At 66.0% G+C, this 26,711-nt stretch carries 23 protein-coding genes and 1 pseudogene; 9 read left to right on the forward strand and 15 right to left on the reverse strand.

What is annotated here, in order from left to right; genetic code table 11:
- Positions 1-14: 14 nt before the first annotated feature.
- Entirely contained in the window at positions 15-1,217 is a 1,203-nt protein-coding gene (locus tag AKI39_RS07525) for a DUF2863 family protein (protein ID WP_066634151.1), read from the reverse strand.
- Between the two features lie 125 nt (positions 1,218-1,342).
- Here AKI39_RS07525 and AKI39_RS07530 point away from each other — a divergent pair.
- Both AKI39_RS07530 and AKI39_RS07535 read left to right on the forward strand, forming a co-directional pair.
- Positions 1,343-2,112, forward strand: a pseudogene (locus AKI39_RS07530) (DODA-type extradiol aromatic ring-opening family dioxygenase).
- A 212-nt stretch (positions 2,113-2,324) separates the two neighbouring features.
- Entirely contained in the window at positions 2,325-3,302 is a 978-nt protein-coding gene (locus tag AKI39_RS07535; protein ID WP_066634154.1) for a Bug family tripartite tricarboxylate transporter substrate binding protein, read from the forward strand.
- 100 nt (positions 3,303-3,402) lie between these two features.
- Here the strand turns inward: AKI39_RS07535 and acnA are convergent, their stop codons facing one another.
- The 13 genes from acnA to fdxA all read right to left on the reverse strand — a co-directional run bounded on the left by acnA (position 3,403) and on the right by fdxA (position 16,850).
- Positions 3,403-6,108, reverse strand: a complete 2,706-nt coding sequence (gene acnA / locus AKI39_RS07540; protein ID WP_066634155.1) for an aconitate hydratase AcnA — start codon at positions 6,106-6,108, stop codon at positions 3,403-3,405.
- Positions 6,109-6,362: 254 nt separating this feature from the next.
- Positions 6,363-6,677 carry a protealysin inhibitor emfourin gene (locus AKI39_RS07545; protein ID WP_066634156.1) on the reverse strand — a complete coding sequence of 105 codons (315 nt, stop codon included), beginning with the start codon at positions 6,675-6,677 and terminating at the stop codon, positions 6,363-6,365.
- Positions 6,674-7,714 carry a M4 family metallopeptidase gene (locus AKI39_RS07550; RefSeq protein ID WP_066634158.1) on the reverse strand — a complete coding sequence of 347 codons (1,041 nt, stop codon included), beginning with the start codon at positions 7,712-7,714 and terminating at the stop codon, positions 6,674-6,676. Before AKI39_RS07550 ends, AKI39_RS07545 begins: the two co-directional genes overlap by 4 nt.
- 75 nt (positions 7,715-7,789) lie before the next feature.
- The gene (locus AKI39_RS07555) at positions 7,790-8,767 is read right to left on the reverse strand and encodes a branched-chain amino acid ABC transporter permease (RefSeq protein ID WP_066634160.1); all 978 of its coding nucleotides are present in this window, start codon (positions 8,765-8,767) and stop codon (positions 7,790-7,792) included.
- Positions 8,764-9,648, reverse strand: a complete 885-nt coding sequence (locus tag AKI39_RS07560; protein ID WP_066634162.1) for a branched-chain amino acid ABC transporter permease — start codon at positions 9,646-9,648, stop codon at positions 8,764-8,766. Before AKI39_RS07560 ends, AKI39_RS07555 begins: the two co-directional genes overlap by 4 nt.
- Before the next feature lie 103 nt (positions 9,649-9,751).
- Positions 9,752-10,969: an ABC transporter substrate-binding protein gene (locus AKI39_RS07565; protein ID WP_066634166.1), complete on the reverse strand. Its 1,218-nt coding sequence runs from the start codon at positions 10,967-10,969 to the stop codon at positions 9,752-9,754.
- A 54-nt stretch (positions 10,970-11,023) separates the two neighbouring features.
- Positions 11,024-11,737, reverse strand: coding sequence for an ABC transporter ATP-binding protein (locus AKI39_RS07570; protein WP_066634168.1), 714 nt, complete (start codon positions 11,735-11,737; stop codon positions 11,024-11,026).
- Positions 11,734-12,507 (reverse strand): ABC transporter ATP-binding protein, encoded by a 774-nt coding sequence (locus AKI39_RS07575; RefSeq protein ID WP_066634171.1) that lies wholly within the window; start codon positions 12,505-12,507, stop codon positions 11,734-11,736. The genes AKI39_RS07570 and AKI39_RS07575 overlap by 4 nt, the downstream gene beginning before the upstream one ends.
- Before the next feature lie 133 nt (positions 12,508-12,640).
- Positions 12,641-13,285, reverse strand: coding sequence for an endonuclease III (gene nth, locus AKI39_RS07580; protein ID WP_066634173.1), 645 nt, complete (start codon positions 13,283-13,285; stop codon positions 12,641-12,643).
- A gap of 102 nt (positions 13,286-13,387) precedes the next feature.
- The gene (gene rsxB, locus AKI39_RS07585; protein ID WP_066634174.1) at positions 13,388-14,017 is read right to left on the reverse strand and encodes an electron transport complex subunit RsxB; all 630 of its coding nucleotides are present in this window, start codon (positions 14,015-14,017) and stop codon (positions 13,388-13,390) included.
- A gap of 66 nt (positions 14,018-14,083) precedes the next feature.
- Positions 14,084-15,307: a polyhydroxyalkanoate depolymerase gene (locus AKI39_RS07590; protein ID WP_066634178.1), complete on the reverse strand. Its 1,224-nt coding sequence runs from the start codon at positions 15,305-15,307 to the stop codon at positions 14,084-14,086.
- A gap of 304 nt (positions 15,308-15,611) precedes the next feature.
- Complete coding sequence (locus AKI39_RS07595; protein WP_066634179.1) at positions 15,612-16,436, reverse strand: ferredoxin--NADP reductase; 825 nt, start codon at positions 16,434-16,436, stop codon at positions 15,612-15,614.
- 90 nt (positions 16,437-16,526) lie between these two features.
- The gene (gene fdxA / locus AKI39_RS07600; RefSeq protein WP_066634181.1) at positions 16,527-16,850 is read right to left on the reverse strand and encodes a ferredoxin FdxA; all 324 of its coding nucleotides are present in this window, start codon (positions 16,848-16,850) and stop codon (positions 16,527-16,529) included.
- 295 nt (positions 16,851-17,145) lie between these two features.
- Here fdxA and pncB point away from each other — a divergent pair, with 295 nt between their 5' ends.
- Both pncB and AKI39_RS07610 read left to right on the forward strand, forming a co-directional pair.
- Positions 17,146-18,342, forward strand: a complete 1,197-nt coding sequence (gene pncB / locus AKI39_RS07605) for a nicotinate phosphoribosyltransferase (protein WP_066642430.1) — start codon at positions 17,146-17,148, stop codon at positions 18,340-18,342.
- Between the two features lie 56 nt (positions 18,343-18,398).
- Entirely contained in the window at positions 18,399-18,752 is a 354-nt protein-coding gene (locus AKI39_RS07610; protein WP_066634186.1) for a RidA family protein, read from the forward strand.
- A gap of 1 nt (position 18,753) precedes the next feature.
- Here the strand turns inward: AKI39_RS07610 and AKI39_RS07615 are convergent, their stop codons facing one another.
- Positions 18,754-19,599, reverse strand: a complete 846-nt coding sequence (locus tag AKI39_RS07615) for a zinc-dependent peptidase (protein ID WP_066634188.1) — start codon at positions 19,597-19,599, stop codon at positions 18,754-18,756.
- Between the two features lie 157 nt (positions 19,600-19,756).
- Here AKI39_RS07615 and AKI39_RS07620 point away from each other — a divergent pair, with 157 nt between their 5' ends.
- The 5 genes from AKI39_RS07620 to accD all read left to right on the forward strand — a co-directional run bounded on the left by AKI39_RS07620 (position 19,757) and on the right by accD (position 26,502).
- A complete protein-coding gene (locus AKI39_RS07620; protein ID WP_066634190.1) occupies positions 19,757-21,985 on the forward strand; it encodes a RelA/SpoT family protein in 2,229 nt (742 codons plus the stop codon).
- Between the two features lie 71 nt (positions 21,986-22,056).
- Complete coding sequence (argE, locus tag AKI39_RS07625) at positions 22,057-23,208, forward strand: acetylornithine deacetylase (RefSeq protein ID WP_066634192.1); 1,152 nt, start codon at positions 22,057-22,059, stop codon at positions 23,206-23,208.
- A gap of 304 nt (positions 23,209-23,512) precedes the next feature.
- Positions 23,513-24,715 (forward strand): tryptophan synthase subunit beta, encoded by a 1,203-nt coding sequence (gene trpB, locus AKI39_RS07630; RefSeq protein WP_066634194.1) that lies wholly within the window; start codon positions 23,513-23,515, stop codon positions 24,713-24,715.
- Positions 24,716-24,736: 21 nt separating this feature from the next.
- Positions 24,737-25,594, forward strand: coding sequence for a tryptophan synthase subunit alpha (trpA, locus tag AKI39_RS07635; RefSeq protein WP_066634196.1), 858 nt, complete (start codon positions 24,737-24,739; stop codon positions 25,592-25,594).
- A 32-nt stretch (positions 25,595-25,626) separates the two neighbouring features.
- On the forward strand, positions 25,627-26,502 hold the full coding sequence (gene accD, locus AKI39_RS07640) for an acetyl-CoA carboxylase, carboxyltransferase subunit beta (RefSeq protein ID WP_066634198.1): 876 nt from the start codon (positions 25,627-25,629) through the stop codon (positions 26,500-26,502).
- Positions 26,503-26,711 lie beyond the last annotated feature (209 nt).

Genomic DNA, 26,711 nt, shown 5'->3' on the forward strand with positions numbered 1-26,711 from the left:
CATGCGTCGCGGCCCTAGTGGAAGCGGGCCGGCGCCGATTCGGCGTCTTCGGGCAGTTCGGCGTGCACCATTTCGCCCAGCGGATTGGGGAAGTACGGTGTACCGCAATCCTCGCAATAGTCGGCCGGCAGCACGCCCGGAATGCGGCGGACTTCGTTCACGCCCAGCTCCTTGAGCAAGGCGGCGATTTCCTCCACGGGATCGGGCTTGTCGTCCTCGCCTGCCGTTTCGTCCTCGCGGCCATACAGGGGCCAGACGCAGCCGTAGATGACGTCGTTGCTATTGCGGGCCGTGAACGAGACCCGGTATTCGTCGATGCGCCCTTCGCCGCACCCGGCAACGACCGCACGCAGGCGGGCCGGTTCCAGGTTCACCGCGCCTTCCAGCCAGGTCACGGCGGCGCGCAGTGCCAGCGGGCGCACGCGGCGGTCCGCTTCGCGGTTGCTGACATAGTAGGCATCGGGCAGCAGGCATTCGAAGCTGCAGCCGGGCAGCAGCGTGGCCAGCGTGGGCTGCGCCTGTTCCACCCATTGCGCCAGGCAGGCTTCGCGCGTGGCGACGGCATCGCCGGGGCTTTCCTGCCAGCGGAAGATGGCCGCGCCGCGCGGCACGGCCACGGCCCCGACGAGATAGCGCGTATCGGCCAGCATATTGGCCGTTTCGGCTTCTTCGCCGATGGCTGGCTTCATCGTTTCCGCGCCCAGCGCCTGCGACCCCAGCCGCTGCAGCCAATGCCAGGTTTCGGAGAACGTGCGCGGCATCTGGTCGATACTGACCAGGTAGGGCATGAGCGACAGGCGTACCTCTTGCGCCAGCACATGGCCGTGCAACTGCGCCGTCAGCGCCTGCAAGGCGGCGGGCGTAACAGGACCGGTGGGGATGGTGTAGCGCGTCCAGGCCACCATGGGGGCAACGATCAGCAGGACGTCGTAGCCGACGCCGTTCTTTTCGATGACGGTCGACTCGGTGAAGGTCTCGGCCTGCTCGATCAGGACCTCGTAGGCGCCGGGATTCGTCTGGGAGAGGTGATCTAGCGCGGATTCCAGCGGCGCGTCGTTGCCGGCGCGCAGCAGCTTCGAGATGGAAGCGCGCAGTTGCTCTTCCCAGAACACGTCTTCCACGCGGCTGCCTGAACTGTTCAGGGCGAGCGCGAGAGTGGCCAGGCGCGAGGCGTCGCGAGTCAGACGCGAGGAGGGTTGGCTGCGGGAGCGAGGCATGGCGATGAATGACGGAGCCTGGGGAGGAGAACCATATAGTGTACTGCTACGGCAAGGCCGGGGCCGGCTCGCCGCCGGGCGGCATCGCGGCGCTACCATAAGCCACCCTTTTGCAGGAGCCGCCGATGCGTTGGCCCGTCTTATTTGTTTCCCATGGTTCGCCCATGCTGGCGCTCGAACCCGGCCAGGCCGGCGCGGCGCTGGCCGGTTGGTCGCGCGGGCGCGAGCGTCCCTCCGCCATCCTGGCGGTCTCTCCCCATTGGCACCGGCATGGCCTGGCCGTTTCCACCCGCGCGCACCAGCAGGCCTGGCACGACTTTGGCGGCTTTCCCCCGAGTTGTACGCGCTGGGCTATGCGCCCGCCGGATCGCCGGCCCTGGCGGCCCGCGTCGCGGCGCTGTTGGGCGAGCAGGGCGCCGCCGTCGAGGAGGATGCGGCGCGGCCCCTGGATCATGGCGTTTGGGTCCCGCTGCGTTACCTGTACCCCGATGCCGATATCCCGGTCGTTGCGCTTTCGCTGGATGCCGGGCGCGATGCCCGCGGCCAGTACCTGCTGGGCCAGGCGCTCAAGCCACTGCGCGACGAAGGCGTATTGATACTCGCGACGGGCTCGTTGACGCACAACCTGCGCCACGTGCAGCGGCGCCACGACGCGGCCGCGCTGCCGTATGTGCCCCCGTTCCAGCAGTGGTTTGCCGACCGCCTGGCGGCCGCCGACACGGCCGCCTTGCTGGATTGGCGGGCGCGGGCCCCCGGCGCGCGCGAGGCGCACCCGCACGAAGACCACCTGCTGCCCCTCTTCGTGGGGTGGGGGGCGGGCGAAGGCGCCGCGATCCGGCTCGTGGACGAGGTAGCCTACGGCGCCCTGGCGATGGACGCTTATCAGTTCGACTGAAGCGTGGGGCGCCGATCGGCGCCTGTGGCGGGTAGTCGTCGTACATCCCTTCCGCCCGGCCGCGAAATCGGCAGGGTCGTGGGCGCCCGCCACGCGCCGTGACGGATCGTCCCCTAATGATCGGATTGACGCGGCGCCGAATTCTCCGGCAGAATCGCCTTGCAGTCATATGATGTCCTATAACAACACGCCCTATTCGAGGAGATAACCCCATGCCTCTGTCCCGCCGATCCTTCCTGACCGCCGCCGGCGCGGCCGCGCTGTACGGCGCGGTACCCGCGGCGCGGGCGCAGCAGACCTGGCCCGAACGCAACGTCCGCCTGCTGGTGCCCTATCCCGCCGGCGGGTCTTCCGACATCATCGCCCGCGCGATCAGCCAGCCCTTGTCCGAGACCCTCAAGCAGACGGTGATCGTGGACAACCGGCCCGGCGCCAACGGCAACCTGGGCGCGGCCATCGTGGCGCAGTCCGGCGAGGACCGGCATACCCTGCTGCTGTGCGACGTGGGTGCGTTGATGATCAGCCCCTCGGTCTATACCAAGCTCAATTTCGACCCCAACAAGGACCTGCGCGGCGTCAGCATGCTGGCTTATTCGCCGCATATCCTGGCCGTGCATCCTTCCGTGCCGGTCAATACGCTGCCCGAACTGGTGGCGCTCTCCAAGCGCGAACGCATGAACTTTGCCGTCACGGCCATGGGCAGCGCGCCTCATGTAGCGGGCGTGGCGGTGGAGCAGGCCACGCAGGCGCAATGGCAGTACGTGCCCTACAAGGGCGGATCGCAGGCAATCACCGACACCATCGGCGGCCAGACGCAGATCATCATGAACGGCATGCTGGCCACGCTGCCGCACATCCAGAGCGGCAAGCTCAAGGCCATCGCCGTGTCCAGCCGCAATCGCATGCCTCAGTTACCGAACATTCCGACCATCGCCGAGCAGGGCGTGGCGGGATTCGAATCCGGCACCTGGCAGGGGGTGGTCGCGCCCGCGTCGATGCCGCCGGAAGTGGCGGCCAGGCTCAGCAAGGATCTGGCGAGCATCATGAATGCGCCGGCATTGAAGGCCAAGCTGGCGGAACAGGGCGCCGACGTCGTGGTCATGACGCCCGCCGAGATGGACAAGTGGCTGGCGGCCGAACGCCAGCGCTGGGCCGCGGTGGTGCAAAAGGCCGATATCCGGCTGGACTGACCGCGCCGGCCGCAAGGCAAAAAAAGGACCAGGCCCGCAAAGGCCTGGTCCCTTTTTTTGCATGCCTCCGCCCCGCTGGCGGGCGGCATGCGAACCGCGTTCAGGCGGCCAGCAACTGGCGCAGCACGAAGGGCAGGATGCCGCCGTGCTGGTAGTAGTCGACCTCGATCGGGGTATCGATGCGCAGCAGGACCTGCACCTGCTGCGACGAGCCGTCCTTGCGGTGGATCGTCAGCGTCACGTCCTGCTGCGGCTTGATGCCTTTTTCCAGGCCCGACACGTCGAAGGTTTCCTCGCCCGTGATGTTCAGCGACTGCGTGCTGTCGTCGCCCTTGAACTGCAGGGGCAGCACACCCATGCCGACCAGGTTGCTGCGGTGGATCCGTTCGAAGCTGCGCGCCACGACGGCCTTCACGCCCAGCAGCTGGGTGCCCTTGGCCGCCCAATCGCGCGACGAACCCGTGCCGTATTCCTCGCCGCCGAAGACCACCGTGGGTACGCCGGCCTCGATGTACTTCATGGCCGCGTCGTAGATGGGCATCTGTTCGCCGGAGGGTTGGTACAGGGTTTCGCCGCCTTCGAAGCGGCTGCCGTCCGCGCGCGGCGGGATCATCAGGTTCTTGATCCGCACGTTGGCGAAGGTGCCCCGCATCATGATCTCATGATTGCCGCGGCGCGAGCCGTAGCTGTTGAAATCCGCCTTCATGACGCCGTGTTCCTTCAGCCACTTGCCGGCCGGGGAGCTTTCTTTGATCGAACCGGCGGGCGAGATGTGGTCGGTGGTGACCGAATCGCCGAAGATGCCCAGGGCGCGCGCGCCCTTGACCGTTGGCATGCGCGCGGGCTCCATCCCGAAATCCTTGAAGAAAGGCGGTTCGGCGATGTAGGTGGACGTCGGCCAGTTGTAGACCTCGCCGGTCACGCCCTTGATGTTTTCCCACAGCTTGCCGGGGTTGGTGCGGACGTCGCTGTAGTTTTCGCGGAAGGCGGTCGGGTCCAGCGCGAACTTCAGCAGGTTTTGCACTTCCTCGGTGGAGGGCCAGATGTCGCCCAGCCAGACGTCGCCATTCTTGCCTTTGGCCACCGGTTCCGTCATCAGGTCGCGCAGCATCGTGCCGGCCAGCGCGTAGGCCACGACCAGCGGCGGCGATGCCAGGAAGTTGGCCTTGATGTTGGGGTGGATGCGGGCTTCGAAGTTGCGGTTGCCCGACAGGACGGCCGCGCACACCAGGTCATTGGTATTGATGGCTTCGTTCAGGTCGGCCGCCAGGTCGCCGGCGTTGCCGATGCAGGTGGTGCAGCCGTAGGCCGCGACGTCGAAACCCAGTTTTTCGAGGTAGGGCAGCAGGCCGGTCTTGGTGAGGTATTCCGTGACTACCCGGGATCCCGGCGCCAGGGACGTCTTGATGTGCGGCGGCACCTTCAGGCCCGCTTCCACCGCCTTCTTGGCCAGCAGGCCGGCCGCCAGCATGACGCTGGGGTTGGAGGTATTGGTGCACGACGTGATGGCGGCAATCAGGATGTCGCCGTTCTTGACCTTGGTGCCGGCGCTGGTGGTGTATACCTGGGCCAGCTTTTCGGCCGGCTGGTTGAAGCCGTTTTCAGCGACCGGCTTGGAGAACAGCGAGGTGAAGGTGTTCTTCACGTTGCCGATCTCGATGCGATCCTGCGGGCGCTTGGGGCCGGCAAGCGAAGGCGTCACGGTACCCAGGTCCAGCGTCAGCAGCTTGCTGTAGGTGATGTCCTTGGCCTTGGGCACGCCGAACATCTTCTGGGCCTTGAAGTACGCCTCGAACGCGGCGATTTCCTCTTCGGTGCGGCCGGTGCCCTTGAAGTAGTCGATGGTGCGGTCGTCGACCGGGAAGAATCCCATGGTCGCGCCGTATTCGGGGGCCATGTTGCCGATGGTGGCGCGGTCGGTGACGGACAGGCTGGCCGTGCCTTCGCCGCAGAACTCCACGAATTTGCCGACAACTTTTTCGCGGCGCAGCATTTCCGTGATGGTCAGCACCAGGTCGGTGGCGGTGACGCCGCCGCGCAGCTGGCCTTTCAACTCCACGCCGACGACGTCCGGCGTCAGGAAGTACACGGGCTGGCCCAGCATGCCCGCCTCGGCCTCGATGCCGCCCACGCCCCAGCCCACCACGCCGATCCCGTTGATCATGGTCGTGTGGCTGTCCGTGCCGACCAGCGAGTCCGGGTAATAGACGTTGTTGGCCTTGTCGAAGTGCACGCCGCGGGCCAGGTATTCCAGGTTGACCTGGTGCACGATGCCGAAGCCGGGCGGCACGACGCGGAAGGTATCGAAGGCCTCCATGCCCCATTTCATGAACTGGTAGCGCTCCTGGTTGCGCTTGAATTCCAGCTTCATGTTCAGGTCCAGGGCCTGCTTGGTCCCGAAGTAGTCGATCATGACGGAGTGGTCCACCACCAGGTCCACGGGCACCAGCGGCTCGATGCGCTTGGGATCCGCGCCCATCGCCTGGGCCACCGAGCGCATGGCGCCGATATCGGCCAGCAGGGGCACACCCGTGAAGTCCTGCAGGACCACGCGGGCCACCACGAAGGGGATTTCCTCTTCGCGCTTGGCGTTGGGCTGCCAGTTCGCCAGCTGCTTGACGTGCTCTTCGGTCACCTTCTGGCCGTCGCAATTGCGCAGCACGGACTCCAGCACGATGCGCATTGACAGCGGCAGTCGTTGAACGTCCACGCCCAGCGCCTTGCCCAGCGCCGGCAACGAGTAGTACTGACAGGTCTTGTTGCCGATCTTGAATGTCTTAAGTGTGTCGAACACGTTGTGCGGCATGATGAACTCCAAGGTAGTGGACCGCGAAAAAGCAGCCATTTTCATGCGTTTCCCTGCGCTTGTCATGTACTGCGGCAGGGTGGATTGAATCGATGTTTTATATCTTATGTCTTATATAAGACCTTGCCAACCTGAAAAAGTTTCGGCCGTTTCCCCGTCGGGGCGTGCCGCATGCTCTTCCAGACAGGCGTATAGCATAGCCAAAACACATGGCAGAACGTACAACATGTTGCGTGGCATCCGGCGAGCGCGTTTCAAGTCCTGCCGTCGCGCCACAGACTGACCAGGGGTTCCGGGGCGGCCGCCTCCGGGACGCTGAAGCGCAACGGTTCCACTTCGCCGTCCTGCAGGATCTCGATGGTGAAGTAGCGCTGGTCGCCGCTGCCGCACTCCTCGGCTGCCATGGCCGCGGCCTGGGTGATGGCCGCGCACAGGCGCCCGCGTTCGTCCTGGGGGAAATGCCGCAGCGAAATCGTGCGCGGCCGTGCCAGCGCCGGCACGCCGGCCACGCCGCCCTGGCGCTTGACCAGCACCGCGACCACCGTCTCCCAGGGAGGAAGGGTTGTCATGGCAATACTCCCACGTCGCGCCATGCCCGCCGGACCGCATCCCGCGCGCCGGCGCCGCCGGCGTGTTCGAGCGTAAGCGAGGCGAAGGCGGCAAAATCGGCATCGCGGGCCAGGGCGCCGTCGCACAGGGTGTCGTACCAGATGCGGCCGGCCGCTTCCCAGGCATGGCCGCCCAGCGCGCTGGCAACGAGATAGAAGGCCCGGTTCGGTATGCCGGAATTCAGGTGGACGCCGCCATTGTCGTCTTCGGTCTGGACGAAATCGCGCATGTGCGCGGGCTGCGGGTCGCGGCCCAGCAAGGGGTCATCATAGGCGGTACCCGGCGCCCGCATGGAACGCAATCCCCGCGCGCGGACGGCATCGGTGAACAGGCCCACCCCGATCAGCCAGTCCGCCTGGTCGGCGGTCTGGCCCAGCCGATACTGCTTGACGAGTGCGCCGAATACATCGGATATGGATTCATTCAGCGCGCCTGCCTGCCCGCGGTACACCAGGGCCGCCTCGTAGTCGATCACGCCATGCGCGAGCTCGTGCCCGACGATATCCATGGCGATGGTGAAGCGGTTGAAGACTTCCCCGTCGCCATCGCCGAATACCATCTGCGTGCCGTTCCAGAACGCATTGTCGTAGTGCCGGCCGTAATGGACCGTGCCGATCAGTGCCATGCCCTTGCCGTCGAGAGAGTCCCGTCCGTACACCTCGGCGAACAGAGCGCGCGTGGCGCCCAGGTAATCGTAGGCTTCGTCCGCGGCAGGGTCTTCCGTGGCGGGGTCGCCTTCGCGGCGGACCAGTTCGCCCGGCAGGGCGGTGCCGCCGCCGGCCGTGTGGATACGGCGTCCGGCGCCGTCGGCGGCTTCCGGCCGGGCCGCGAAGGCGCGTGCCTGCGCGGCGCCGCGCAGCGTGCCATCGTCCCCAATCAGGCTCAGGGTGGTGGCCGCGCAGGTGCGTACATGAGGGCTGCCCTGGTCGGCAAGCCGGTCCAGCAGATAGGGGGGCACGATGGCGTGCCGGGACAGGCAGGGGCGGTGCGGGCGCATGGCGGGTTCCTGGCGAACCGCTCCAGCATAATGCGCCCGCGCCACCGCGGCGAGCCTGGTTGCCTGCTGTTTCGGTCAGGCCGTCTTGCGCCGCCGCAGCAGGGCCTGGAATTCGCCCACGATGCCGCGGCGAAAGGCCATCACGCAGATCACGAAGATCAGGCCGATGACGATGGTCACCGATTCCCCCAGCTGGCGGAACCACTCGATGCCGGTCATGCTGGTCAGCGCCTGCCCGAAGTCGCCCACCTTGTTTTCCAGCAGAACGACGATGAAGGCGCCCAACACCGGGCCCAGGAAAGTACCCATGCCGCCGATCAGCGTCATCAGGATGACCAGGCCGGACATCTGCCACGTCGCGTCCGATAGCGTGGCGGACACGAAGACCAGCGTCTTGGCCGAGCCCGCCAGCCCCGCGATGGCCGCCGAGAGGACGAAGGCCAGCAGCTTGAAGCGGTCGACGTCGTACCCCAGCGAGATCGCGCGCGGCTCGTTCTCGCGCAAGGCCTTGAGCACCTGACCGAAAGGCGAGTTGACCGTGCGCCAGATGACGGCGAAGCCGATCAGGAAGAGCGCCAGGACCAGGTAGTACAGGGTCAGGTCGCTGCTGAGATCGATCAGACCGAACAGGCGGCCGCGGGGCACCTGCTGCAGGCCGTCTTCACCGCCGGTGAAGCGGGCCTGCAAGAAGAAAAAGTAGGCCATCTGGGCCATGGCCAGCGTGATCATGGCGAAGTAGATGCCGCTGCGGCGTATGGCCAGGCCCCCCACCACCAGGCCCAGCAGGGCGGCCACGGCGACGCCGAAGACCAGCCCGATCTCCGGCGTGACGCCCCATGCCTTCAGCGCATGGCCGGTGGCGTAGGCCGCACTGCCCAGGAAGGCCGCGTGGCCGAAAGACAGGAGGCCGGTAAACCCCAGCAGCAGGTTGAAGGCGCAGGCGAACAGCGCATAGCACATGACCTTCATGGCGAAAATGGGGTACACGCCCAGGAAGGGCAGCAGCGCCGCCGCGATGGCCAGGACCACATAGCCAGCGATGTGTCGATTCATTTTTCCTTCCCGAACAGTCCCGCCGGACGCAGCAGCAGCACGATGGCCATGATGACGAAGACGACCGTGTTGGATGCCTCGGGCCAGAACACCTTGGTCAACCCCTCGATCACGCCCAGGCCCAGGCCCGTCAGGATGGCCCCCATGATGGAACCCATGCCGCCGATGACCACGACGGCGAACACCACGATGATCAGGTTGGATCCCATCAAGGGCGATACCTGCAGCACCGGGGCGGCCAGCACCCCGGCGAAGGCGGCCAGGGCGACCCCGAAGCCGTAGGTCAGCGTGATCATGCGCGGCACGTTGACGCCGAAGGCTTCGACCAGCTTGGGGTTTTCCGTGGCGGCGCGCAGCAGCGCGCCCAGCGGCGTGCGCTCGATCACGAACCATGTGCCGAAACAGATGATCAGCGAGGCCACCACGACCCAGCCGCGGTAATTCGGCAGGATCATGAAGCCCAGGTTGGTGGCGCCCTGCAGCAGGTCCGGCGTCGGGAAGGGCTGTCCCGATACACCGTAGACGCTGCGGAACAGGCCCTCGATCAGCAGCGTCAGGCCGAAGGTGAGCAACAGGCCGTAAAGATGATCCAGCCGGTACAGGTGGCGCAGCAGCAGGCGTTCGATGACGATGCCGAATACGCCGACCACCAGCGGCGCCAGGACCAGGACGATCCAGTAGTTCAGGCCGAGGTAGGCCACGCCCATCCACGCCACGAAGGCGCCCATCATGTACAGCGCGCCGTGGGCGAAGTTGATGACGTTGAGCAGACCGAAGATGACCGCCAGGCCGAGCGACAGCATGGCGTAGAAAGAACCGTTCACCAGGCCCAGCAGCAATTGCCCGAACAGGGCCTGCATGGGGATGCCGAAAACATTCATGGTTTTTTGGAAGTCCTGCGCCGGTTATGCATGGGCACGCGAAGGCAGGCGCGGTACGGCGCCCGGCGGCATGGCCGGGTGGCGCCGCACCGCGATGTCCTGCTTATTTCTTGACCAGCTTGCAGGTCGATTCAGACAGCTTGGTGTAGACCTGGTCGCCGGGCAGCGTGGCGACCACCTTGTAGTAGTCCCACGGACCCTTGGACTCCTTGGGTGTCTTCACCTGCATCAGGTACATGTCGTGGATCATGCGGCCGTCTTCGCGCACATAGCCGCCCTGGGCGAACATATCGTTGATCTTGTTCGACTTCATCCACTTCATCACCGTGTCGGGATCGTCGGTGCCGGTGGCCTTGACCCCGCTCAGATAGAACGAGACCGACGAATAGTCGCCCGCCTGCAGCATCGACGGCTTGCGGCCGACCTTGGCTTCGAACTTCTTGCTCCAGGCGCGCGAGGCGTCGTTCTGGTCCCAGTACCAGCCGTCGGTCAGGTACATGCCCTGGGTGGCCGGCAGGCCCAGCGAATGGATGTCGTTGATGAAGACCAGCAGGCCCGCCAACTTCATTGTCTTGGTGATGCCGAACTCGTTCGCCGCCTTGACGGAATTGATCGTATCGCCGCCCGCGTTGGCCAGGCCCAGGATCTGGGCCTTGGAGGCCTGCGCCTGCAGCAGGAAGGACGAGAAGTCCGATGCGCCCAGCGGGGCTCGCACCTGGCCCTTGACCTCGCCGCCCGCGGCTTTCACCACGTTGGCCGTGTCGCGCTCCAGGGCGTGGCCGAACGCGTAGTCCGCGGTCAGGAAGAACCAGCTCTTGCCGCCGTCCTTCACCACGGCCGAACCGGTGCCGCGCGCCAGCGCCACGGTGTCGTAGGCGTAGTGCACGGTATAGGGCGTACATTGCGCGTTGGTCAGGTCCGAGGCGCCCGCCCCGATGGCGATGAAGGGCTTCTTCTTCTCGGCGGCAACCGCGGCCATGGCCAGGCTGGTCGCGGAGTTGGTGCCGCCGATCAGCACGTCCACGTGCTGCTGGTCGAACCATTCGCGCGCCCGCGATGACGCCACGTCGGCCTTGTTCTGGTGGTCGGCGTACATCACTTCGATCTTCTTGCCGTTGATGTTGCCGCCGGCATCCTCGATCGCCATGCGGATGGCTTCCACGCCGGCCTTGCCGTCGATGTCGGAATACACGCCCGACATATCGGTAATGAAGCCGATGCGGATGACATCATCGGAGATGCCTTGCGCCTGGACGGCCGGCGCCGCGGCGAGTCCGAAACCGGCCAGGGCCAGCGCGGCGGTAAGGGTATGCAGCTTCATTTTGACTCCTCTCCCTCTTGTAGGGGGTTGCCGGTTTTCCGGCGGGTGGCACATTCAAACGCCCAGCAGGTCGTTGAGCGCTTCCTGTTTTTCAGTCAGCTGAGATGCGTCGAAATGCTCGACGATCTGGCCGTGCTCCATGACGTAGAAGCGGTCGGCCAGCGGCGCGGCGAAGTGGAAATTCTGTTCCACCATCACGATGGTGTACCCGCGCTGTTTCAGCGCCGTGATCATGCGCCCCAGCGCTTGCACGATAACCGGGGCGAGGCCCTCGGATATCTCGTCCAGAAGCAGCAGGCTGGCGCCGGTGCGCAGGATGCGCGCCACGGCCAGCATCTGCTGCTCGCCGCCGGACAGCCGGGTCCCCGGCGAATGGCGGCGTTCGTGCAGGTTGGGGAACATGTCGTAGATTTCGGCCAGCGACATGCCGCCGCCCAGCGCGCCGCCGATGACCGGCGGCAGCAGCAGGTTTTCCTCACACGACAGGCTGGCGAAAATGCCGCGTTCCTCGGGGCAATAGCCCACGCCCAGGTGCGCGACGCGAAAGGTCGGCAGGCCGATGGACTCGGTGCCGTTGATGCGCACCGAGCCGCGGCGGCTGCCCGTCAGGCCCAGGATGGCCCGCAGCGTGGTGGTGCGGCCGGCGCCGTTGCGTCCCAGCAGGGTGACGACTTCGCCCTGGGCCACGCGCATGTCCACCCCATGCAGGATGTGGGATTCGCCGTACCAGGCGTGCAGATCGGAGATTTCCAATGCCGGCGCTGTCATGCGTGTGCTCCTTGCAATTCACCCGCGGTGGTCCCCATATAAGCCTGCATCACCTCGGGATTGCGTGAGACTTCGGCATAGCCGCCTTCGGCCAGGACGGCGCCGCGCGCCAGCACGGTAATCTGGTCGGCAATGGACGAGACCACGTTCATATTGTGTTCGACCATCAGGATGGTGCGGCCTACGCCGACGCGCTTGATCAGGCGGGTGACGCGGTCCACGTCCTCGTGGCCCATGCCCTGCGTGGGCTCGTCCAGCAGCATCAGTTCCGGCTCCATGGCCAGCGTGGTGGCGATTTCCAGCGCGCGCTTGCGGCCGTAGGGCAGGTTCACGGTCATCTCTTCCGCGAAACTGCCCAGGTCGACTTCGTCCAGCAGCTCGTGCGCCTTCGCATTCAGGCTGTCCAGCCGTTTCTCGCTGCGCCAGAAGTGGTAGGACAAACCCGTTTTGCGCTGCAAGCCGATGCGCACGTTTTCAAGCACCGTCAGGTGAGGGAATACGGCGGAAATCTGGAACGAGCGGATGATGCCGCGGCGTGCGATCTGCGCAGGCTTTTCGCCCGTGATGTCCACGCCGTTGAAAACGATGCGTCCGGCGCTGGGCGCCAGGAACTTCGTCAGCAGGTTGAAGCACGTGGTCTTGCCGGCCCCATTGGGGCCGATCAGCGCATGGATATGGCCGCGGCGGACGCGCAGGTCGACACCTTTCACCGCGACAAATCCGCGGAATTCCTTGGTCAGTCCCTGGGTCTCCAGAATGGTGTCTTCCATACTCCACCATCGTTCATTGTGCGTAATTGTTGCGGCGAGTATGCGGACGCCCAGGGCAAAATACTATGCGGGTTTTACATAGGTTTTTTCTAAGGAATACGGGGACTTGACAGCCGTGTGACAACTTGCGGGTTCACGCCGGCTTGGCCGGCGTTTTATGGCGGTATTCGCACAGGTCGGCGATGCCGCATTGCGGACATTTCGGGGTGCGCGCCACGCAGACGTAGCGGCCGTGCAGGATCAGCCAGTGATGCGCATCCTGCAGGTATTCCCTGGGCACCAGCCGAGTCAGCTTGAGTTCGACTTCCAGCACGTTCTTGCCGGGCGCCAGTCCGGTGCGATTGGCCACGCGAAAGATGTGCGTGTCCACGGCCATCGTCGCCTGGCCGAAGGCGGTATTGAGCACCACGTTCGCGGTCTTGCGGCCGACGCCGGGCAGGGCCTCCAGCGCTTCGCGGCTCTGGGGCACTTCGCCGCCATGCTGTTCCAGGATCAGCCGCGCGGTGGCGACGGCGTTCTTCGCCTTGGTGCGGTACAGGCCGATGGTCTTGATGTATTCCGTCAGCCCGGCTTCGCCCAGCTCCACCAGCCCCTGAGGGGTGCCGTAGTGGGGAAAGAACTTGCGGGTGGCGATGTTCACCGACTTGTCGGTCGCCTGCGCGGACAGCAGCACGGCGATCAGCAACTGGAACGGTGTCGCGTATTCGAGTTCGGTGGTCGGCGTGGGATTGGCGGCTTGCAGGCGGGCGAAGATTTCCCGGCGTTTGGCGGCGTTCATCGTTGGCGTTGTTCCTTTTCTTGGTGTTTTCCGCGTCCCGCCGTACGTCCGCGTCGCTGTATCGACCGGTGCGGGCCGCGCGAGCGGAGGCCGTCCCGGCTTTCAAGGCCCCGGGCGGCTACGCCGGGCACGGGCGCGCGCCAGCGCGTTCTCGATGGCGGCGCGCTTGCGGGCCTCGGCCTCGTGGGGCGGAACCTCCTCCGCGGCGGCATCGCCGCGGCGGTCGGCGTCGGCATCGGCGCCGGCGCCTTCGCGCAGCCGGCGCGCACGGCCGTCGTGGCGCGCGCGCGCATGGCGGGCGTCGTCCGCGGTCCAGGCACGGCCGGCCGGCACCATCGCGATGCAATCCACGGGGCAGGGCGCGACGCACAGGTCGCAGCCGGTGCACACGTCGTCCAGCACCGTATGCATGCGCTTGGGCGCGCCCACGATGGCGTCCACCGGACAGGCGTCGATGCACAGGGTGCAGCCTATGCAATGGGCTTCGTCGACCACGGCCAGCATCAGCGGTCCGGGATGCCCGCGCGACAGGTCCAGTGCCGGCGCCGGTCTATCCAGCAGGGCGGCCAGGGCGCGCACGCCGTCCTCCCCGCCGGGCGGGCAGCGATTGATATCGGCTTCGCCGGCGGCGATGGCCGCGGCATAAGGCCGGCAGCCGTCATAGCCGCACTTCGTGCATTGCGTCTGGGGCAGCAGGCCGTCGATGCGGTCCGCGAGGGTAATGGTGGACATGAAAAAAAAGGGGCCTGGACGGCCCCGTATCGGAATGATCGGCGGCCGCGCCGCCGTGGCCCGGCTTCAGGCGTATTGGCGGATGAATTCCGCGATTTTAGGACAGATGATTTCGCGCCACCGGCGGCCCGAGAAAATCCCGTAGTGGCCGCATTTCTGCGCCGTATAGTGGGTCTTGCGATCGGCGGGAATGCCGCTGCACAAGTCCAGCGCCGCGCGGGTCTGGCCCAGGCCCGAGATATCGTCCAGTTCGCCTTCGATGGTCATCAGCGCGACGTTCTTGATGTCGGCCGGCTTCACGAGCTGCCCATCCACCTTCCATTTGCCCCTGGGCAGCTGGTGTTCCTGGAACACCATCTTGATGGTATCCAGGTAGAACTCCGCCGCCATATCCAGTACGGCGTTGTATTCGTCGTAGAAGCGGCGGTGCGCTTCCGCGTCGCTGTCGTCGCCGCGGACCAGGTCCTGGTAGAAATCGTAGTGCGATTTGAGGTGGCGGTCCGGGTTCATGGCGACGAAGCCGGCATGCTGCAGGAAACCCGGATAAACCGGCCGCCCGGTGCCGGGATAACGGCCGGGTACGCGGTGTATGAGCTGGTTCTCGAACCACGAGTACGGCTTGGTGGTCGCCAGGTTGTTGACCTGCGTGGGGCTTTTTCGCGGATCGATGGGGCCGCCCATCATGATCATGGTGCGTGGCTGGCAGGGGTCGTTGCTGGACGCCATCAGCGAAATCGCGGCGAGCACGGGCACCGTGGGCTGGCACACCGAAATCACATGCGTGTCCGCGCCCAGGAAGCGCAGGAAGTCCTGCACATAGCGCACGTAATCGTTCAGGTGGAAGGGGCCTTCCGACAGCGGCACCATGCGCGCGTCGACCCAGTCGGTCACGTAGACGTCGTGCCGGGGCAGCAGGGCGCGCACCGTGTCGCGCAGCAGGGTGGCGTGATGGCCCGAAAGCGGGGCCACCAGCAGCACCTGCGGGTCCTTGCGCTTGGCCAGGCCCTGGCGCTCGAAGTGGATCAGCCGGCAGAACGGTTTGTCGACCGCCACCTTTTCCACCACTTTCACGTGTTTGCCGTCGATCTCGGTAGTCGGCAGGCCCCATGCCGGCTTTTCGTATTCCTTGCCGATGCGGTGCATCAGTTCGTAGCCGGCGGCCAGTTGGCGCGAGACGGGGGTATAGGCCCAAGGGCTATAGGGGTTGGAGAATAGCTGCGAGCCGACGTCCGTGAACGCGGCAAAGGGCGTCAAAAAGGCGCGCTGCAGCTCGTGCAATTGATACAGCATCGAATATTCCTTTCCAGACCCGGAGCCATCGGCCCCGCACCGCCTGGATCTGTCCTCATGCATGTTGGACTGATCCGCGGCGGGTTCGTGCGGGTTATTTTACGCACTGCAACAGAACTGACGGCACATAGGACGCTTTCGCAGCGTATTCCGCCCAACATGTGTTGCCAAAAAGGGAAATTTCAGCCTGTTGTCAACCGCGTGGGGCCGATCGCGCCGGTAGGCGATGCGTCCCCAGGTCGGCCCGGGAACATGGCAAGGCACGTGCCCGGGATGTTGCGAAGGATTGCAGCGGCGTGGTGGACTACCAGTAGTTTTCCACCGCGAGGTTGCCCGGCACGCCGCGGCGCCCCGGCGCGAAGCCTCTTTCCCCGAGCAGTTTACGGGCGTCCGCCAGCATGGCGGGATTGCCGCAAAGCATGACCTTGGCATGAGCCGGGTCCAGTCTTTCGCCCACCAGTGATTCCAGCCGTCCGTCCTGGATCAGCGTGGTCAGGCGGGCTTGCGGCACGCCAGGCAGGGTTTCGCGCGTGGCGATGGGCAGATAGATCAGCTTGCGTGGGTCCGCGCGATATATCCCGGCGAATTCGGGCAGGTCGGACCAGCCTTCGATCTCCTGGCGGTAAGCCAGTTCCTGCGCGGTGCGCACCCCATGCACCAGGATGATGCGGCGGAAGGTGGTCCAGGTGGCGGGGTCGCGGAGGATGGACAGATAGGCGGACAGGCCGGTGCCGCTGGCCAGCAGCCACAGGTCACTGTACGCGCCGGATTGAGCGGTGGACGGCTGCGTGGCGAAGCGGTCTATCGTCAGGAAACCGTAGGGCGTCTTTTCGACATACAGCGGATCGCCGGGCTTCAGGGCCGCCAGCCGGGGACTGAACGGGCCCTCCGGCACCACGATGGAATAGAACTCGAGTTCGTTGTCCAGGGGGCCGGACACCATCGAATAGGCGCGCCACAAGGTGGGTTCCGCACCGGGCGTATTGCTTTCCGGCAACCCCACCCGCGCGAACTGCCCGGCCTTGAACACAAAGGCGGGATCCCGCGTCACCCGCAGGGAAAACAGCTTGCCCGGTACCCACTGGCGTACCTCGGTGACGGTCTGGCGCGTGTACTTGCTTTCGGTCATGGGCGGATCGGTGTCCCCACTGCTGCGCCGGCAAGCCGGCTTTGGACCCGCGAAGGGCGTTAATCCAGGGACGGCCCGCGGCCGGCCGGCTTATTTTTCCAGTAACGGCAGCTTGTCCGGCTTGCCGTTCCATTCGTCGGCATCGGGCAGCGGCTTCTTGGCGCGGCTGATGCTGGCGAACTCGGGCGACAGTTCGGCATTGATCTTGATGAATTGCAACTGGTCCTGCGGAACGTCTTCTTCGGCGTAGATGGCGTTGGCCGGGCATTCCGGAATGCACACCGCGCAATCGATGCATTCGTCCGGATCGATGACCAGGAAGTTCGGTCCTTCGCGGAAGCAATCAACGGGGCACACGTCGACGCAATCGGTGTACTTGCATTTGATACAGTTTTCGGTGACGACGTGAGTCATGCGGCAACTCCCGGTGGGGCGTTTTTTATTCTGGGGAAAAATGAGATTTTACCCAATTGCGTTCAACGCCTCCCGGCATAACCCTGACCCGGGTAATGTCGCGGCTTGGTCCAGCCGCCGTGGCCTCCCTGTCGCGCCAATGGCGGGATAATCCCGGCCGCCCCGTCATCGCACGCCGGCATACTATGGTTGAATACGGTTTTCCTCGCGGTGTCCGGCCGCAGCGATGCCGCCGGACACCGCGGACGGCAGTCCCCTTTTGCGGCCGGCGCGCACGCAAGCGACCAAGCGAATCATGATAATCACCTCGCTGTTAGACACCGACCTGTACAAGTTCAGCATGATGCAGGTCGTCCTGCATCATTTCCCGGCTGCCCAGGTGGAGTACCGCTACAAGTGCCGCACGCCAGGCGTGAACCTGCGTCCCTACATGGACGAAATCCGCGCCGAGATCCATCATCTGTGCCAGCTGCGCTTCGCCGACGACGAACTGGACTATCTGCGCGGGTTGCGTTTCATCAAGAGCGACTTTGTCGATTTCCTTGGCCTGTTCCACCTGCCCGAGCGCTGCATCGTCGTGGGCGAGGGTGATCATCCCGGCGAAATCTCGATCGAGGTCAAGGGCCCGTGGCTGCACACCATACTTTTCGAAATCCCCGTGCTGGCCATCGTCAACGAGGTCTATTTCCGCAATACGCGCGCGCACCCGGACCTGGAAGAAGGCCGGGCGCGGCTGCAGTCCAAGATGGACCTGGTGGTGAAGGCGCCGGACATGGCCGATTTCCGGGTGGCGGAATACGGCACGCGCCGGCGCTTTTCCAAGGTGTGGCACGACGAGGTCGTGGCAACGATGAAGGCCACGATGGGCAAAATGTTTGCCGGCACCAGCAATGTGGCGCTGGCGCGCAAGTACGACGTCCTGCCCTTGGGGACGATGGGTCATGAATACCTGCAGGCCTGCCAGGCGCTGGGCCCGCGCCTGCGCGACTCCCAGGTCTTCGCGCTGGAGGTCTGGGCCAAGGAATATCGCGGCGACCTGGGCATCGCGCTGTCCGATGTCTACGGCACCGACGCCTTCCTGCGCGACTTCGATATGTATTTCTGCAAGCTGTTCGACGGCGCGCGCCACGATTCCGGAGACCCCTTCGTGTGGGGTGAGCGCATGATCGCGCACTACCTGGGCAACCGCGTCGATCCGCGCACCAAGACCCTGGTGTTTTCCGATGCGCTGACCTTCCCGCGCGCGATCGAGCTGGCGCGGCGCTTTGCCGGGCGCTGCCGGGTATCGTTCGGCATCGGCACCAACCTGACCAACGACCTGGGTCACCAGCCCTTGCAGATCGTGATGAAGATGGTCCGCTGCAATGGCCAGCCGGTGGCCAAGGTCTCGGACTCGCCCGAAAAGACCATGTGCGACGACCCCGCCTACCTGGCCTACCTGCGCCAGGTGTTCCAGTTGCCGCCGATACGCGAGGAAGGCGGGGCGAAATAGGCCCCCGGCGATCCGGCCACCGCAATCTTTTTCAACCCAGAACCGAAAGGAAACTCATGAGCTCGATCAAGCGCGTCAACGTCGAAAAGCGTCTTTCCGACATGGCCGTCTACAACGGCGTAGCGTACCTGGCCGGCCAGGTGCCCGATGACGCCTCGCTGGACATCACCGGCCAGACCCAGCAGGTGCTGGCCACCATCGACCGCCTGCTGGCGGAAGCGGGCACGGACAAGACCAAGATCCTGATGGCGCAGATCTTCGTCGCCAACATGAAGGAATTCGACGGCATGAACAAGGCATGGGACGCCTGGGTGCCCGCCGGCAACGCGCCTCCCCGTGCCACCGTCGAAGCCCGCCTGGCGAACCCCGACTACAAGGTCGAAATCGTCGTCACGGCGGCCGTGGCCTGATTCAGGCCTGGTCCGGACCTTGCCGCGACAGCGGATCCTGCCGGTAATAGGCGCGCAGCAAGCCATACCATTCCGGCAGGGCCTCCGCCAGCGGCGCCGGGTCCACGAAAAACGACTCGGAGCTGACGGCGAAGAATTCGGCTTCGTCGGTGGCTGCGTACGGGTCCATGGGCAATTGGCCGTACCAGGGGTCGGCATCCGGCCCTTCCGGGTCGATATGCGGCGGGATGGCCGCTTCCACGGCCTCCAGCGCCTGGGTGAAACGGTCCAGGCTGTCGTCCAGTACGCGGCGCCAGAGGCGGGCGTTCAGCTCGGCCCGGCCCGCCAGGCTGGGCATGCCGTCGGCGTCGCCCCCCATCAAGTCCAGCTTGTGGGCGAATTCATGGATGACGACGTTGAAGCCGCCTTCCGCGATGCGCGCGTCTTCCCAGGACAGCACGACCGGTCCGCCGTCCCAGGCCTCCCCCGCGGCGTCCTCCATATACTCATGCACCACGCCGATGTCGTCCTCGCGGCGCCGGGGTATCGCGAAGCCGCCGGGATACACGATGATCTCGTCCCAGCCCTCGTACAGGGCCGTCGGCAGCTTCAGGATGGGCAGCGCCGCCTGCGCGGCGATGGACAGGCGCATGAAGTCGGTCAGCGCCAGGCCGCGCGCGCCGTTCATGGTCTTGCTGGCCAGCAGCCATGCGGCGCGGGCGCGCAGTTCACCGGCTTCCGCGGCCGGCAGGCCGGCCAGGAAGGGATAGGCCTGAAGGACTTGCTCCCACAGTGCGGGTTCGATGCGCGCTTGCACATCCGCGATCCGGGCCGCGGGCGCGCCGCGGCCAAGCAGCCATCGCAGCATAAGGGGATACTCCGTCCGGATTCATGGGCAAAGCGGCCGGCATCCGGGTCCGGACCGGGCGCGCCGTGGCGCCTTCCAGCGCCGACAGCCCCTAGTGTAGAGTGTGGGGATTCCCGTCCGGTCGATGCTTCGTTCCGTTTTCCAGTGCCACGCACCGATGCCCGCGTTTCCCGATCACGATACCTTGACGCCTTTTGACGCCGCCTGGTTCGACGGCGCCGCGGCCGGCCTGGACCCGCAAGGACGTGAACAGCTGCACAGGGCGGCGGCCTGGGCTTCGCCGCGCTTCGGTGAAGAACAGGCGCTCACCGGGGAGCCGCTGGCCAGCCATGCGGCCGGCGTGGCGCGCATCCTCGCCAGCCTGCAGACCGACGGCGCCACGCGCGTGGCGGCGGTCCTGGCCGCCTTGCCCGCCGATCTCTCGGTGCCGGCTCCCTCCACTCGCCACGATCCCATCGCGGCCGAATTCGGTCCGGAAGTCGGACGCCTGGTGCAGGGCGCCCGGGCCTTGCTGCGCCTGGGCACCGTCGCCCGGCTGGCCAGCGACAGTGCCGCCGAGACGGGCTCGCAGAAGGAAATGCAGCGGAAAATGCTGCTGGCCATGGCGGCGGATCTGCGCATCGTCCTGATGCGTTTGGCCTCGCGCCTGCAAAGCCTGCGCTGGCATGCCGCGTCGCGCATCGCCTGCCCGCCGGAGCTGGCGCGCGAAACCCTGGACCTGTATGCGCCGCTGGCCAATCGCCTGGGGATATGGCAGCTCAAATGGGAGCTGGAAGACCTGGCCTTCCGCTTCCTGGATGCCGAGCGCTACAAGGAAATCGCGCGGCTGCTCGAAGAAAAACGGGTAGAGCGGGAAGCCTTCATCGCCGATGCCGTCGAGCGCGTGCGCACGGCCCTGCACAAGGCCGGCATCGACGCCGAGGTCAGCGGGCGCCCCAAGCATATCTACAGCATCTGGAACAAGATGCGCATCAAGAAGCTGGACTTCAACCAGATGTTCGACCTGCGGGCGCTGCGCGTCATCGTCAAGGATGTGCGGGAATGCTATACCGCGCTGGCGCTCGTGCATGAACTCTGGACGCCGCTGCTGGACGAGTTCGACGACTATATCTCGCGGCCCAAGCCCAACGGCTACCGCTCGCTGCACACGGTGGTCGTCGACAAGGACGGGCGGCTGTTCGAAGTCCAGATCCGCACGCACGAGATGCACCAGTTCGCGGAATACGGGATGGCGGCGCATTGGCGCTACAAGGAAGCCGGACCCCGGGGCGGGCAGGTTGCCGCGTCCAGCGACTACGATCGCCAACTGTCCTGGATGCGCCAGCTTCTGGCCTGGAATGCGGAGCTCGAGGCCGGGCCGGCCGGCGGCCAGGCCGGCCCGGCCGCCCGCGCCGTGGGCGAACACATCTATGTCCTGACGCCGCAGGCGCGCGTGATCGAATTGCCGGCCGGGTCCACGCCGGTCGACTTCGCCTATCACCTGCATACGGATCTGGGCCATCGCTGCCGCGGCGCGCGGGTGGACGGCCAGATGGTGCCCCTGCAGACCCGCCTGGCCACGGGTCAGACCGTGGAAATCGTCGCCGCCAAGGCCGGCGGGCCCTCGCGGGATTGGCTCAATCCCCAGCTGGGCTTCCTGGCCAGCTCGCGCGCGCGCGCCAAGGTGCGCAACTGGTTCAATGCCATCGAGCTGCAGCAGCGCATCACCCAGGGCCAGGCCCTGGTCGAAAAAGAGCTGCAGCGGCTGGGCAAGACCGCGGTGAACCTGGAACAGCTGGCGCAGCAGCTGGGGTTCGCGCGGGCCGACGATCTTTATGTCGCCGCGGCCAAGGACGAATTCAGCCTGCGGCAGATCGACGCGGTCTTCCAGCAGCCCGCCGCGCCCACCGGCGAACCGGGCGTGATCACGCATGCCAGCCGCGCCGAAAGCACGGAGAAAAGCGGCAAGAGCGGTGTACTGGTGGTCGGCGTGGGCTCGCTCATGACGCAACTGGCCCGCTGCTGCCGGCCGGCGCCGCCGGACGCGATCGTGGGCTTCGTCACGCGCGGGCGCGGCGTGTCCATCCATCGTGCGGACTGCCATAGCTACGCCGCCCTGGCCGAGCGCGAGCCGGAACGCGTGATCGAGGTCGCCTGGGGCGACACAGGCAATACGATGTATCCCGTGGACATCAGCGTGCGCGCCCACGACCGCTCCGGCCTGCTGAGGGACCTGTCCGAAGTGTTTGCCCGCCTGCGCCTGAATGTCATCGGCGTCAATACGCAAAGCCGCAACTCGTTGGCCCATATGGTGTTCACCGTGGAAATCCACGGCGGCGAGGCGCTGTCGCGCGCGCTGGACGCCCTGGCCGAAGTGCCCGGCGTGACGGGCGCCGCCCGCAAATGACGCCAGCCCGTCGTAGACGGGCGGATCGGCGCCGGCCTACACTGGCGGTTTTCACGACAAGGCGCTAGTCCATGGATACCCGACGCTGGCTGGAAACGCTGGTGGGTTTCGACACCACCAGCCGCAACAGCAATCTGGCCCTCATCGAAACCGTGCGCGATAGCCTCAGGGGACTAGGCGTGCAAGCCTGGCTGGTCCACAACGAGGATCGGACCAAGGCCAATCTGTTTGCCACGCTGCCCGCCCGCGACGGCGGCGAGCAGGGCGGCATCGTGTTGTCCGGCCATACGGACGTCGTGCCGGTGGATGGCCAGGAATGGACGAGCGATCCCTTCGCGCTGCGTGAACGCGACGGCCGGCTCTACGGCCGCGGCGCCTGCGACATGAAGGGCTTCATCGCGACGGCTTTGGCCCTGGTGCCGGAATTCCTGGCCATGCCGCGCGCCAAGCCGCTGCACCTGGCGTTTTCCTTCGACGAGGAAGTCGGCTGCGCGGGCGCACCCTATATGCTGGCGGATCTGCGCGATCGCGGCATCCGGCCCGAGGGCTGCGTGGTGGGCGAGCCCACCGGCATGCAGGTGGTGGTGGCCCATAAGGGCATCAACCTGTACCGCTGCCGGGTGCACGGCAAGGCGGCGCATTCGTCGCTGACGCCGCATGGCTGCAATGCCATCGAATACGCCGCGCGGCTGATCTGCCATATCCGCGACGTGGCCGATGCCTACAAGGCCAAGGGGCCGTACGACACCTTCTACGACGTGCCTTTCAGCACCTTGACCACCAACCTGATCCGCGGCGGCATCGCCGTCAACACCATCCCGGACGACTGCGAATTCGCCTATGAATTCCGCAATCTGCCCGGTCTCGCGCCGGACGACATCCAGCGCGAAATTCAACGCTATGTGGACGAGATACTGCTGCCGCGCATGCAGGCGGAGTTTCCGGAGGCGCGCATCGACATCGAGCGCGGCGCCGCGGCCCCCGGGCTGGAGGCTTCCGAGCAGGCGGCGATCACGCAGCTGGTGCGCGGTCTGACCCGCGATACCGCCACCCGCAAGGTCGCCTACGCCACCGAAGCGGGCCTGTTCCAGGGCATCGGCATCCCGACGGTGGTCTGCGGTCCCGGCCACATCGCCCAGGCCCACAAGCCGGATGAATTCGTCGCCGTGGACCAGATGGAGGCCTGCGCCACCTTCCTGCGCCGCGTCGGACAGTCCATATAACCGTGGTCCATGGCGCTGCCACCACCCGCATCGCATGAAACGGCTATTGCCCCAGCGAGGACGCCGCGGATCCGGCTTTGCCGGTCCGCCAGCGTCGCCCCCTTGAGGGGGAAGCGCGAAGCGCTTCGGGGGGGGCTCCCCACCGGTCCGCCCGCGTCGCCCCCTTGAGGGGGAAGCGCGCAGCGCTTCGGGGATGGGCATCAGCCGGTCAGGTAAAATACCCGGTTGCTGAATCGGCGGCGGCGTGTTTTACCCGGACCGCCCGCTTCCCGCGAAGCCGTGGGGAATAACGTGGTGAAACAGAGTGGTCAAACCTTACGATTTTCCTGACGCCCAGGGCCATTTTGGTCCGTATGGCGGCGTGTTCGTGGCGGAAACGCTGATGCACGCGCTCGATGAATTGCGCGCGGCCTACGATCGCTATCGCGTGGATCCTCAATTCATCGAGGAATTCAACTACGAACTCAAGCACTTCGTCGGTCGTCCCAGCCCGGTGTATCACGCTCGCCGCTGGTCGCGCGAACTGGGCGGCGCCCAGATCTGGTTCAAGCGTGAAGACCTGAACCACACCGGGGCCCACAAGGTCAACAACTGTATCGGGCAAGCGCTGCTGGCCCGCCGCATGGGCAAGCCCCGCGTCATCGCCGAAACCGGCGCCGGCCAGCACGGCGTGGCCACCGCTACCGTGGCGGCGCGTTACGGCATGGAATGCGTGGTGTACATGGGCAGCGAAGACATCCGCCGCCAGGCCTCCAACGTATACCGCATGAAACTGCTGGGGGCGACCGTGGTTCCGGTGGAGTCCGGTTCCCGCACGCTGAAGGATGCCCTGAACGAAGCCATGCGCGACTGGGTGACCAATATCGGCAACACCTTCTACATCATCGGCACCGTGGCGGGCCCGGATCCGTACCCCCGCATGGTGCGTGATTTCCAGACCGTCATCGGCAACGAATGCCTGTGGCAGATGCCCGAGGAAACCGGCCGCCAGCCTGACATCGTCGTCGCGGCCGTGGGCGGCGGGTCCAACGCCATGGGCATCTTCCATCCTTATATTCCCTACGAGAACGTCCAGTTGATCGGCGTGGAAGCGGCGGGCGAGGGCATGGACAGCGGCCGGCATGCGGCTTCCATCGCCGCCGGCCAGGTCGGCGTGCTGCACGGCAACCGCACCTATGTGATCCAGGACGCGGACGGCCAGGTGCAGGAAACGCACTCGGTGTCCGCGGGGCTGGACTATCCCGGCGTGGGGCCGGAGCATGCGTGGCTGAAGGACAGCGGCCGCGCCTCGTACGTGGGCGTGACCGACGACGAAGCGCTCAAGGCCTTCCACGACTGCTGCCGCATCGAGGGCATCATGCCGGCGCTGGAATCCTCGCACGCGATCGCCCACGCTACCCGCATCGCGCCCACCTTGCCGCCGGACACGCATATCCTGGTCTGCCTGTCCGGGCGCGGCGACAAGGACATGCACACCGTGGCGGAACGCGCCGGCCTGACGCTGTAATCGACAGTGGTGATAGAGAGCATGACCTCACGACAAGACCGTATTGCCGCCGCTTTTTCCCGCGCCAGCGGCGATAGCCGCGCGGCGCTGATTCCCTACGTCGCGGCCGGCGATCCGTCGCCCGCTTCCTGCGTGCCGCTGATGCATGCCCTGGTCCAGGCCGGCGCGGACATCATCGAGCTGGGCGTGCCGTTCTCTGACCCGATGGCCGACGGCCCGGTGATCCAGCGCGCCACGGAACGCGCGATCGCGCAGGGCATGAATTTGCGTGGCGTGCTGGGCGCGGTCAAGCAGTTTCGCGTCCAGGATGATCGAACGCCCGTGGTCCTGATGGGGTATGCCAACCCCATTGAACGCATGGGCCAGGCTGCCTTTGCCGACGCGGCACTGGATGCCGGCGTGGATGGCGTCCTGGTGGTGGACTATCCGCCCGAAGAGGTGCAGGCCTTCGCCGACCTGCTGGGCGCCAAGGGCATCGCGCCGATCTTCCTCGTCGCGCCGACCACCACCGATGCGCGCATCCAGGCCGTGAGCAAGGTGGCGCGCGGCTACGTGTATTACGTTGCGCTCAAGGGCGTGACGGGCGCCGGCCATCTGGATACGGACGACGTGGCGCGCCAGCTGGCCAACATCCGCCGCCACGTCCACATCCCCATCGGCGTGGGCTTCGGCATCCGCGACGCGGCCAGCGCCCAGCGCGTGGCCCAGGTGGCGGACGCCGTGGTGATCGGCAGCAAGCTCATCGAAACCATGGAGCAGGCGGTCTCCGGCGTTGCCGCCGAGCGGCGCGACGAAACCGCCATCGCGGCCGCGCGAGCATGGCTGGGCGGCATACGCTCGGCATTGGACCAAGCCAGGCACGGCGCCGCCGCTGCCTGACACCGTCTTCCTATCGGGATAATAAATAAACAATGAGCTGGATCGAAAAACTCCTGCCACCTCGCATCAACAAGACGACGGAACCCAGCGCGCGGCGCGTGCCCGAGGGATTGTGGGTCAAGTGCCCGGCGTGCGAATCGGTGCTTTACAACGAAGACCTGGCGGCGAACCTGCACGTCTGCCCCAAGTGCGACCACCACATGCGCATCGGCGCGCGGGCGCGGATCGATTCGCTGCTGGATCTGGAAGGGCGGGTCGAGATCGGACAGAGCATCCGTTCGGTCGACACCCTGAAGTTCAAGGACAGCCGCAAATATCCGGAGCGCCTGCAGGAAGCCGTCAAGCAGACGGGTGAAACCGATGCACTGGTCGTCGTCAGTGGTTCCATCCGCAGCGTCCCGGCCGTGGTGGCCTGCTTCGAATTCGAATTCATGGGCGGTTCCATGGGGTCGGTGGTCGGCGAACGCTTTGCCCGCGGCGCACAGGCGGCGCTGGACCAGAAGACCGGCTTCATCTGCGTGGCGGCCTCCGGCGGCGCACGCATGCAGGAAAGCCTGTTGTCGCTGATGCAAATGGCCAAGACCAACGCCATGCTGACCCGCCTGGCGGCCGCGGGTCTGCCGTTCATCAGTGTGCTCACCGACCCCACCATGGGCGGCGTGTCGGCCAGCTTTGCCTTCATGGGTGACGTGGTCATCGCGGAACCGAAGGCGCTCATCGGCTTCGCGGGCCCGCGCGTCATCGAGCAAACCGTGCGCGAAAAACTGCCGGAAGGCTTCCAGCGCGCGGAATTCCTGCTGCAGAAGGGCGCCGTCGACATGGTGGTGGATCGACGCCAGTTGCGCGAGGAAATCGCCCGGCTGCTGGCGCTGCTGACACGGCAGTCCGCCGACGTCGTCGCGGCCTGAGCTCGCGTCCGCGGATTCCGCGGTGTCCCGACTTCGATGCCGCGGCCGCGGGTTGCGCCATCGCGCTAAACCGCCGCCGTTGGCCCCACCCTCCATCCGCTGGCCCCAGCCCGATACGGGCGTGGGGCTATTCGCCGATCTCCTGGAATAGCGGTTCCCTGTTCAAAGTTGGCGTTTTCAGACAACGCTCGCGTGGTGGGCATGCGGAT

It is taken from the genome of Bordetella sp. H567 (genome assembly GCF_001704295.1).
In the GTDB taxonomy this organism is placed as follows: domain Bacteria; phylum Pseudomonadota; class Gammaproteobacteria; order Burkholderiales; family Burkholderiaceae_B; genus Bordetella_C.

Coding starts and splice junctions, on each gene's coding strand:
- pncB (WP_066642430.1), top strand. CDS start 17,146: ATGATAATCACCTCGCTGTTAGACACCGACCTGTACAAGTTCAGCATG.
- AKI39_RS07595 (WP_066634179.1), bottom strand. CDS start 16,436: ATGACCGAAAGCAAGTACACGCGCCAGACCGTCACCGAGGTACGCCAG.
- AKI39_RS07620 (WP_066634190.1), top strand. CDS start 19,757: ATGCCCGCGTTTCCCGATCACGATACCTTGACGCCTTTTGACGCCGCC.
- AKI39_RS07610 (WP_066634186.1), top strand. CDS start 18,399: ATGAGCTCGATCAAGCGCGTCAACGTCGAAAAGCGTCTTTCCGACATG.
- nth (WP_066634173.1), bottom strand. CDS start 13,285: ATGAACGCCGCCAAACGCCGGGAAATCTTCGCCCGCCTGCAAGCCGCC.
- AKI39_RS07560 (WP_066634162.1), bottom strand. CDS start 9,648: ATGAATGTTTTCGGCATCCCCATGCAGGCCCTGTTCGGGCAATTGCTG.
- AKI39_RS07565 (WP_066634166.1), bottom strand. CDS start 10,969: ATGAAGCTGCATACCCTTACCGCCGCGCTGGCCCTGGCCGGTTTCGGA.
- AKI39_RS07545 (WP_066634156.1), bottom strand. CDS start 6,677: ATGACAACCCTTCCTCCCTGGGAGACGGTGGTCGCGGTGCTGGTCAAG.
- AKI39_RS07570 (WP_066634168.1), bottom strand. CDS start 11,737: ATGACAGCGCCGGCATTGGAAATCTCCGATCTGCACGCCTGGTACGGC.
- AKI39_RS07590 (WP_066634178.1), bottom strand. CDS start 15,307: ATGCTGTATCAATTGCACGAGCTGCAGCGCGCCTTTTTGACGCCCTTT.
- AKI39_RS07525 (WP_066634151.1), bottom strand. CDS start 1,217: ATGCCTCGCTCCCGCAGCCAACCCTCCTCGCGTCTGACTCGCGACGCC.
- accD (WP_066634198.1), top strand. CDS start 25,627: ATGAGCTGGATCGAAAAACTCCTGCCACCTCGCATCAACAAGACGACG.
- AKI39_RS07550 (WP_066634158.1), bottom strand. CDS start 7,714: ATGCGCCCGCACCGCCCCTGCCTGTCCCGGCACGCCATCGTGCCCCCC.
- argE (WP_066634192.1), top strand. CDS start 22,057: ATGGATACCCGACGCTGGCTGGAAACGCTGGTGGGTTTCGACACCACC.
- AKI39_RS07535 (WP_066634154.1), top strand. CDS start 2,325: ATGCCTCTGTCCCGCCGATCCTTCCTGACCGCCGCCGGCGCGGCCGCG.
- rsxB (WP_066634174.1), bottom strand. CDS start 14,017: ATGTCCACCATTACCCTCGCGGACCGCATCGACGGCCTGCTGCCCCAG.
- fdxA (WP_066634181.1), bottom strand. CDS start 16,850: ATGACTCACGTCGTCACCGAAAACTGTATCAAATGCAAGTACACCGAT.
- AKI39_RS07615 (WP_066634188.1), bottom strand. CDS start 19,599: ATGCTGCGATGGCTGCTTGGCCGCGGCGCGCCCGCGGCCCGGATCGCG.
- acnA (WP_066634155.1), bottom strand. CDS start 6,108: ATGCCGCACAACGTGTTCGACACACTTAAGACATTCAAGATCGGCAAC.
- AKI39_RS07575 (WP_066634171.1), bottom strand. CDS start 12,507: ATGGAAGACACCATTCTGGAGACCCAGGGACTGACCAAGGAATTCCGC.
- AKI39_RS07555 (WP_066634160.1), bottom strand. CDS start 8,767: ATGAATCGACACATCGCTGGCTATGTGGTCCTGGCCATCGCGGCGGCG.
- trpA (WP_066634196.1), top strand. CDS start 24,737: ATGACCTCACGACAAGACCGTATTGCCGCCGCTTTTTCCCGCGCCAGC.